Origin of the sequence: Sphingobium terrigena (assembly GCF_003591655.1) — a bacterium.
Taxonomy (GTDB): Bacteria; Pseudomonadota; Alphaproteobacteria; order Sphingomonadales; family Sphingomonadaceae; genus Sphingobium; species Sphingobium terrigena.
Window position 1 is genome coordinate 1 of sequence record NZ_QVRA01000055.1, and the last position, 6,913, is coordinate 6,913.

8 protein-coding genes are annotated in these 6,913 nt (G+C 63.9%); 2 read left to right on the forward strand and 6 right to left on the reverse strand.

The window, feature by feature from the left end; all coding sequences use genetic code 11:
• The 6 genes from D0Z70_RS23865 to D0Z70_RS23890 all read right to left on the reverse strand — a co-directional run.
• Positions 1-314, reverse strand: a 314-nt coding sequence (locus tag D0Z70_RS23865) for a YeeE/YedE family protein (protein WP_119750678.1), incomplete at its 3' end; no start/stop codon positions are given.
• Positions 315-349: 35 nt separating this feature from the next.
• Positions 350-856 carry a hypothetical protein gene (locus tag D0Z70_RS24730; protein ID WP_169574011.1) on the reverse strand — a complete coding sequence of 169 codons (507 nt, stop codon included), beginning with the start codon at positions 854-856 and terminating at the stop codon, positions 350-352.
• 300 nt (positions 857-1,156) lie between these two features.
• On the reverse strand, positions 1,157-1,606 hold the full coding sequence (locus D0Z70_RS23875) for a four-helix bundle copper-binding protein (RefSeq protein WP_024018487.1): 450 nt from the start codon (positions 1,604-1,606) through the stop codon (positions 1,157-1,159).
• 48 nt (positions 1,607-1,654) lie between these two features.
• Entirely contained in the window at positions 1,655-2,545 is an 891-nt protein-coding gene (locus tag D0Z70_RS23880) for a copper resistance protein B (protein WP_370569401.1), read from the reverse strand.
• Between the two features lie 44 nt (positions 2,546-2,589).
• Complete coding sequence (locus tag D0Z70_RS23885; protein ID WP_031308709.1) at positions 2,590-4,308, reverse strand: copper resistance system multicopper oxidase; 1,719 nt, start codon at positions 4,306-4,308, stop codon at positions 2,590-2,592.
• 225 nt (positions 4,309-4,533) lie between these two features.
• Positions 4,534-5,040: a hypothetical protein gene (locus D0Z70_RS23890; RefSeq protein ID WP_169793964.1), complete on the reverse strand. Its 507-nt coding sequence runs from the start codon at positions 5,038-5,040 to the stop codon at positions 4,534-4,536.
• Positions 5,041-5,280: 240 nt separating this feature from the next.
• Between D0Z70_RS23890 and D0Z70_RS23895 the strand changes: the two genes are divergently transcribed.
• Together D0Z70_RS23895 and D0Z70_RS23900 are read left to right on the forward strand one after the other, a co-directional pair.
• Positions 5,281-6,333 (forward strand): retropepsin-like aspartic protease, encoded by a 1,053-nt coding sequence (locus D0Z70_RS23895; protein WP_082679250.1) that lies wholly within the window; start codon positions 5,281-5,283, stop codon positions 6,331-6,333.
• 226 nt (positions 6,334-6,559) lie between these two features.
• The coding region (locus D0Z70_RS23900; RefSeq protein WP_119750680.1) for an aldehyde dehydrogenase family protein at positions 6,560-6,913 on the forward strand (354 nt) is incomplete at its 3' end.

The following is a 6,913-nucleotide window of genomic DNA, read 5'->3' on the forward strand; positions in this document are numbered from 1 at the left end:
GTACAGCCGCTGCCCATCCGGGTACCGAAGCCGACCAGCAGCCCGCCGATCAGGACCACCGCCGGCGAGGATGGAAAACGGGCAATTACCGGACCTGAGATCAGGTTCACGATCCCCGCTCCGAACGGCAGGCCGACAATGAAAGCCGCAGCGATGCTCCAGGGCGGGCCAGTCTGTGAGAGGGCGAAGGCACGCGCGGCGAGGCCGCTCACGCCCGCTATCCGGCCGAGGCCGAGCAACATGATCGCGCACGCCAATCCGATCAATATTCCGCCCGTCAAGGCAGCGAGCGGCGTGGCGTTGGTCCAGTCCATCAGAGCATATCCAGCGGCAACCTCAATGGCGCCATTCAGGCTGTGGCGTCCATCGCCATCGCTTGAGCCTGGCGGTCGGCAGGGTTGATGCGTTGGTGTGCCGCCGTCGCAGCACTGGCCGTCGCGACAGTTACGTTCGCGTTGAAAAGCTGAGGGGCTTCAGGAACGCTCTGTCGGCCAAGGGCGGTCAGGTCGTGATGGACCAGTACGCTGGCCGGCTTGTACCGAATGGCTGGGACCGCCTCATTTTCTCCACGTTCACCCGCTGCGGCGGCTGCGGATGTTGCGCGACGGCTCTGGGCCATTTCCGGGTCTTGCCCTTCGCAAAGGCAGGCGCGTTCAGCACAAGGCTGGCTTCCCCGGTCGCCTCGCTCACGAAGTTGGTCCCGCCGTATTCCCACCAGCAAATGCTGATAATTCTCGACGAAGCGTCGGTGGATCAAGCGCGCCTCGGGGCAATTCGCCGCCGCTGCCTGTGACCGGTGGGCGCGCACGCGCCGTAGCAAGTAAGGAATATCGCACTCGTTCATGACCGCCTCCATGCATTGAAAGTCGCAATTGGGTCGCGCCGGGTCTCTACGGAAATATACGAATGCTTCTCGTGCTTATGCCGGCTCGGATGCGGCGCCCTATGAGTGCGGGACGGATATGCCAGATGCTGTTGCGCCAGAACGCAAAGCGCCGGGAAGTTGTTGCTGGCTCAGACGGGTGGCCTGGGGCCGGCAAACATGCGGTCCGCAGCGGAAATCTGGCACGATCGTGCCCGCGGCTGATTGGCCGGTCGCGTGGCTTGCGGAATGAACGTCGGGTGCGGATCCGGAGGCAAGCGGTGACCGGCCAGATCACATTCCCATACTGGCCATTTCCTTGCAGCTCGCCGCGCAATCCCTGCAGGTCTGGGCGCAGGCCTGCATGCGGGCGTCGCCGGAGATCTTCGCGCAATCGCGCGCGCAGGCTTCGCACATCCGGGCACAGGCGTCGCACAACAGGGCATGCTGCGGCGATCGGCGCAGCATGGAATTGGCGGTTGTCTGGCAGAGCTCCGCGCAGTCCAGAAGCAAAGCGATGTGCGTCGCCTCGATATGAGCCGGTGCGCCTTGCTCGGTGCAGTATCGCGCGGTTTCCAGGCACATGCGGTGCGATGCGATACAGCTGTCGACGCACTCGTCGAGCGTCATCATGCCGTCACCACGCTTCCTTGGCGCCGCGATGGCCGGGCCTGCCGCGGCGACAGCCCCGGTAAGCGCCGCGAAGGTGAGTCCCGAACCGATGACGGCGCGACGATCAAGCATGATTTGGTCCTTTCCAAAAAGTTTAGCCGCTGCGGTTCAGCGCGCGTCTCACCACCAGATCCGTAAGCCAGCCACAAACCGGTGTTCGGTGGGATTTTCGCCAGCAAGGCGACGAAAATCCGCCGTCTCACCAAAGGAGCGCTCCCATACAAAGCCGACATAGGGAGCGACTTTTCGGTGAATCTCGTAGCGCATCCGCAAGCCGAGCTCGAGGTTGCTCAGGCCTCCGCCGAGCCCGCGCTCGGGAGCCGCCTTGCTGTAGGCGTTCGATTCCAGCTGCGGTACGAGGATGAGGCGGTTGGTGAGCAGCACGTCATAGGATGCCTTCAGACGTGCCGCGAGACGGCCATCGTCTCCAACGTAGCCGGTCAGCTGGACATCGAACCAATAGGGGGCCAGGCCCTCGATCCCCCCGGCGATCCAGCGATGGGCTCCCGGGCCGATGTCCTGACGCACGCCAAGGATCGTTCCCCAAAACGGGCGCTGTCCGTGCCACCAGAACGCCTCGACCGAGGATTCCGGATCAAGCCGCTCACCGGATTGTTTCAGGCCCTGGCTCCGCAGCAAGAGTTTGTCGTTGTCCGGGCCATTGGTAATCTGACCCGACCAGCTGATGCCTTGGCCTTGCTTGTTCGTGAGGAACTCGAGCTCATCCACGAGCACCTTGGCCACCGAAATTTTGTCGGCCATCTCATAGCCGGGCAGCGTCGAATTCCTGTAGCCGTCGGAATAAGCGTCCGGGTCGCGCGCATCGGCGCCGGGCTTTCCGCCACTCATGTCCATGCCGGGCATGTTCATCGGGGGCGCGCTGCTGCCATCTTTTTGCTGGTCGCCCATCTGCATATCCGGCGGCATGGCCTGATCATTGGAGCTGGCGGCCTCGGCGTTGCCCGCGGGTTTCACCTGCTGGCTGAGCGCGGGTTCGGTGATGGTGGTCATCGCGAGCCCGGTGAGAGCCAGCAACCAAGTTGAGCGCGAGCTTGTCATGCCACGACCACCTCGCGGAACATGCCCGCCGCCATGTGGTAGAGAAGGTGGCAGTGAAAGGCCCACCGGCCCATCGCGTCGGCCGTCACGCGAAAGGCCACGCGCTGGGCCGGTTGCACCGAAATGGTGTGCTTGCGGACCTGGAACTGTCCGTCGGGCGATTCAAGATCGCTCCACATCCCGTGCAGGTGCATCGGGTGGGTCATCATCGTATCGTTGACGAGGATGATCCTGAGCCGTTCGTTCGGGGTGAAATGCAGGGGCTTCGAATCGTTGAGCTTCACGCCGTCGAATGCCCACACGAAGCGTTCCATGTTGCCGGTCAGATGGAGTTCGATCTCGCGCTGCGGTTCGCGGGGGTCTGCCGCCGGCCCTGCTGTCTTCAGATCCGCATAGGTCAGGGTCCGGCGCCCATTGCGCCGCAGCCCGACGCCGGGATCATCGAGATTGGTACGCGGAAAGTCGACGCGCATGTCGGTATTGGCACCATATTCGGTACGCGCATGGCGGGCTTTGGGTGTCGTCTCGACCATGCCATGGTCGTGACCGGCCGGTCCCATCCCCGCCATCCCGGCCATCCCACCCATCATGTCGATCGGATCGAGCCAGGAGCGCGGATCGACCGGGGGAATGTCCGCGCTCATGCCGTCACGCGGCGCGAGCACGCCGTGGACAAAGCCGGTGCGATCCATGGACTGGGCGAAGATCGCATAGGCCTTGTCGTCCGCGATGGTCGCGATGACGTCGTAGGTTTCACCGGGTCCGATCCGGAATTCATCCACGTCGACCGGCTCGACGGGTTGTCCGTCGGCGGCGACGACCGTGAGCATCAGGCCGGGAATCCGAACGTCGAAATAGGTGGCGGTTCCGGCGCCGATAAAGCGCAGGCGAACCCTTTCGCCCTTGCTCGCGATGCCCGTCCAGTGCCTGGCGGAGGGCGCGCCGTTCAGGAGATAGGTGTAGGTGGCGGCGGACACGTCGCTCAGATCGGTCGGATTCATGCGCGCCTTGTTCCACATCGCGCGCTTCGACAAAGCACCGCCCAGCCCGAGCTTGCCGGCATCGCGCGCAAAATCGCCGGCGGTCGGCTGCGCGAAATTATAATAGCTGCTCATCTTCTTCAGGTTCAGATAGACCTGAAGCGGAGCCTCGTCCGTCCAGTCGCTGAGCATGACCGTATAGTCGCGGTCGGCGGCGAGGGGCGTCTCGCTCTTCGATTCGATGATCATCGGGCCATAAAGGCCCGTCTGCTCCGCCAATGTATGAGCATGGTACCAGAAGGTGCCGCTCTGCTTCACGACAAAGCGGTAGGTAAAGGTTTCGCCCGGCGCTATTCCGCCAAAGCTGATCCCTGGCACGCCATCCATGTCCGTCGGCAGGATCAGGCCATGCCAATGGATGCTGGTCATTTCATCCAGACTGTTCTTGACCCTGATCGTTACAGCGTCGCCTTCGCGCAGCCTGATCAGCGGGCCCGGCACGCTCCCGTTGACGGCCGTGGCGACGCTCGCTTTTCCGGAATAGTTGACCGTGACCCGGCTGATGTCGAGATCGATCTCGGTGCCGCTCAGCACGTCCGGCGTCTTCACCGCCGGTGCCGCGAGCGCGTGCGCGGGCCAACCCAGCGTGGCAAGGGCTGTCGCGAGCAAAAGACCTTGCACGAAGCCTCGGCGACCGGTGGTCGTATCGGCAAGCGGGGGAAGTAGAGTCCGCATCAATTTGAACTTTCGGAACCAGACCTGAAGAGACGCCGCGGAGCCGATTGCCCCGCGGGGGCATGGTCGCAGAGACGGCCGACCGGGCAGGCGGGGTCAGGGGCGCATGAAACCCGGCCGAGGAAGTGAAAGGCGCGCAGGATCAGCGTCCGGTGGAGACATCCGTATCTGCCGGACCCTCGCATCTGTCTCGCCAACGCTGTCGGCCCTTCACTTCCGCGCTTCCTACATGTCGTCGCTCATCGGCGTGGCGGGCATGCTGGCGGCGGGCGGCGCCTGGTCCGGCTTCGCTTTGGGCGCCATCGGCATCTTGTCCTTGCACCCGGCCGCCCCGCCACATCCCATCTGCATGCCGCCCGACGCGTTCACGCCCATCTGATGGTCGTGCATCATCTCGTCATGCATCTGTCTCGCGCCATGCTTCATCCCTGCCTGATGGGCCTGATGCGCCTCGTGGTTCTGGTGCTTGACGACTTTTGCCGGCACCGGCGGGGCCTCATCCGCCCAAGCCTGCGTCGCCGAGAGCGCGACAAGCGCAGCGATGGCGGGGACGATCAGGCCAGCTTTGCTACGGAAAATATTCTGCATGACTTGGCTCCTCGAAGAATTGGACGTGGGGACCGCAAGATTTCGATCCGTTTGAAGATGCCAGCAGAAGTGCCGTTCGAGCCGTTCGGGAAATATACGTTTTGTTACGGATGCCTGCCGCCGGCGCAGCATGCGAACGATCATGCCGGGCAATGAGACCGCCTGTGCGGCGTCGATCGAACGGGGCGGTTTTCCAGAAGCAGGCAGGGCAGATTGGAAAACGACGCGGACGCTTATCACAGGATGCATCGCCGGACGCTTCTCGCCCGCGGCCTGTCCGCCGCGTCGCTCCTGGGCGCCTCGTCGGCTGGCTTCCCTCTGACGTCTCTCGCCCGCGCAGGCGATGGGTGGGGTTCCTTTGCCTGGACGTCAGCGGAGATCGCGATGGGCGATACGCTGATGGTCTCGGCAGAGGTGGCCGGCAGTCCCGTCCGCGCCATTCTAGACAGCGGAAGCGCCGCTTCGATCATCAATACGCGCCTGGTGGAGAGTCTGGATATCGCCCCATCCGGGAAACGGATCATTCGCGGCACCGGTGGCCGCGTCGAGGTCACCGAGATCAGCGACGTTGCCCTCACCGTCGCCGACGATCGCAGGCGCTTGCCGTTCGCCATCGTGAGCGACCTTGCGGCGATATCGTCCGCATTCGGGCGCCCGATCGATCTGGTCCTGGGGGAGGACATCTTGGCGGGGCGCTGTGTCGCCCTCGACTTCACGCAGGACCGGATCGGCTTCGCCCCGACGGGGAGTTTTGCCGGCGGGAGCGGCTGGCGTCGCCTTCCTCTGACGCACGGGACTCGCAGCGAACTGCTGGTCACAGCGTCGATCGGGGGCGGGAGCCCCGTGCAACTCATTTTCGATCTCGGGAGCGCAAATGCGCTCATGCTCTCTACCCCCTTTGTCGCTGCGCAGGACCTCCTCGCCGGCAAGGCCCGGTCGACCGCGGCGCTGGGAAGCCTTGATGGGGTCCAGATTGTGACCGCCTTTGTTCTGGACGACATTGTTATCGGCGAAGTGCACATTGCCGGGGTGCCGGTGGCGGGGCTGGATCATTGGCAATCCGACAGCGCGGTGGGGAGCATCGGATTGCCGCTCATCGCGCAATTCGATGTGATCATGGATATCACTGCGGAAAGCCTGTGGCTGCGTCCGGCGCCGCCAAAACACAGGCTCCCGATGCTGAAAGACCGTTCAGGCTTCGGCCTGGCGGTTTCGCCTTCCGCCCTGACCGTCGCCCATGTCGCGGTCCATAGTCCGGCCGAGAAGAGCGGCTGGTCGGTCGGCGATCGGATCGTCCGTATCGACGGGCGGCCAATCAATGCAAGCTACACGCGTGGGCAGCTTTGGCGCTGGCGCTTCCTTCCTGCCGGCACCCACTTCAGGCTCGTCGACGGATCCGGTATCGTGCGGCTGCTGACGCTCGCAGATTATTACTGACGTTGACGCCCGTGTCGGCGTTCGGTCGCGACGCACGGCTTCTTGTTGCCGATCGACACCGCATCCAACCGGCCCCGGATTGCTCTATCAGCCGCTACGTAACAATCCCAATACTTCGCAAAGTCGTCATCTCGCACATCCGCAACGCAGCCCTCCTGCGAGGGAGAATATTGAGTCCGCGGTGCCGCACACCTGGGCGCCGGGCCATGTATAGCGGAGATGTTTCATGTTCCAGCAAGCGATCGACACCGTCCGGGCGAAGGGTCACGCACCGTCGCGTTATGGCAACTTCATCGGTGGACGATGGGTGGAGCCGATACGCGGCGAATATTTTACGGACCATAGTCCGATCAACGGCCGGCAGCTCGCCGAGATCGCGAAGTCTTCGCCAGAGGATGTGGAGGCAGCGCTGGATGCTGCCCACCGGGCGAAGGAGGGCTGGGCGCGCATGTGCCCCGCCGAGCGCGCAAGGATCCTCAATCGCGTGGCTGACCGGCTCGAGGACAATCTCGAGCTGCTCGCGCTGGCCGAGACCATGGACAACGGGAAGCCGATCCGGGAGACCCGCGCCGCCGATGTG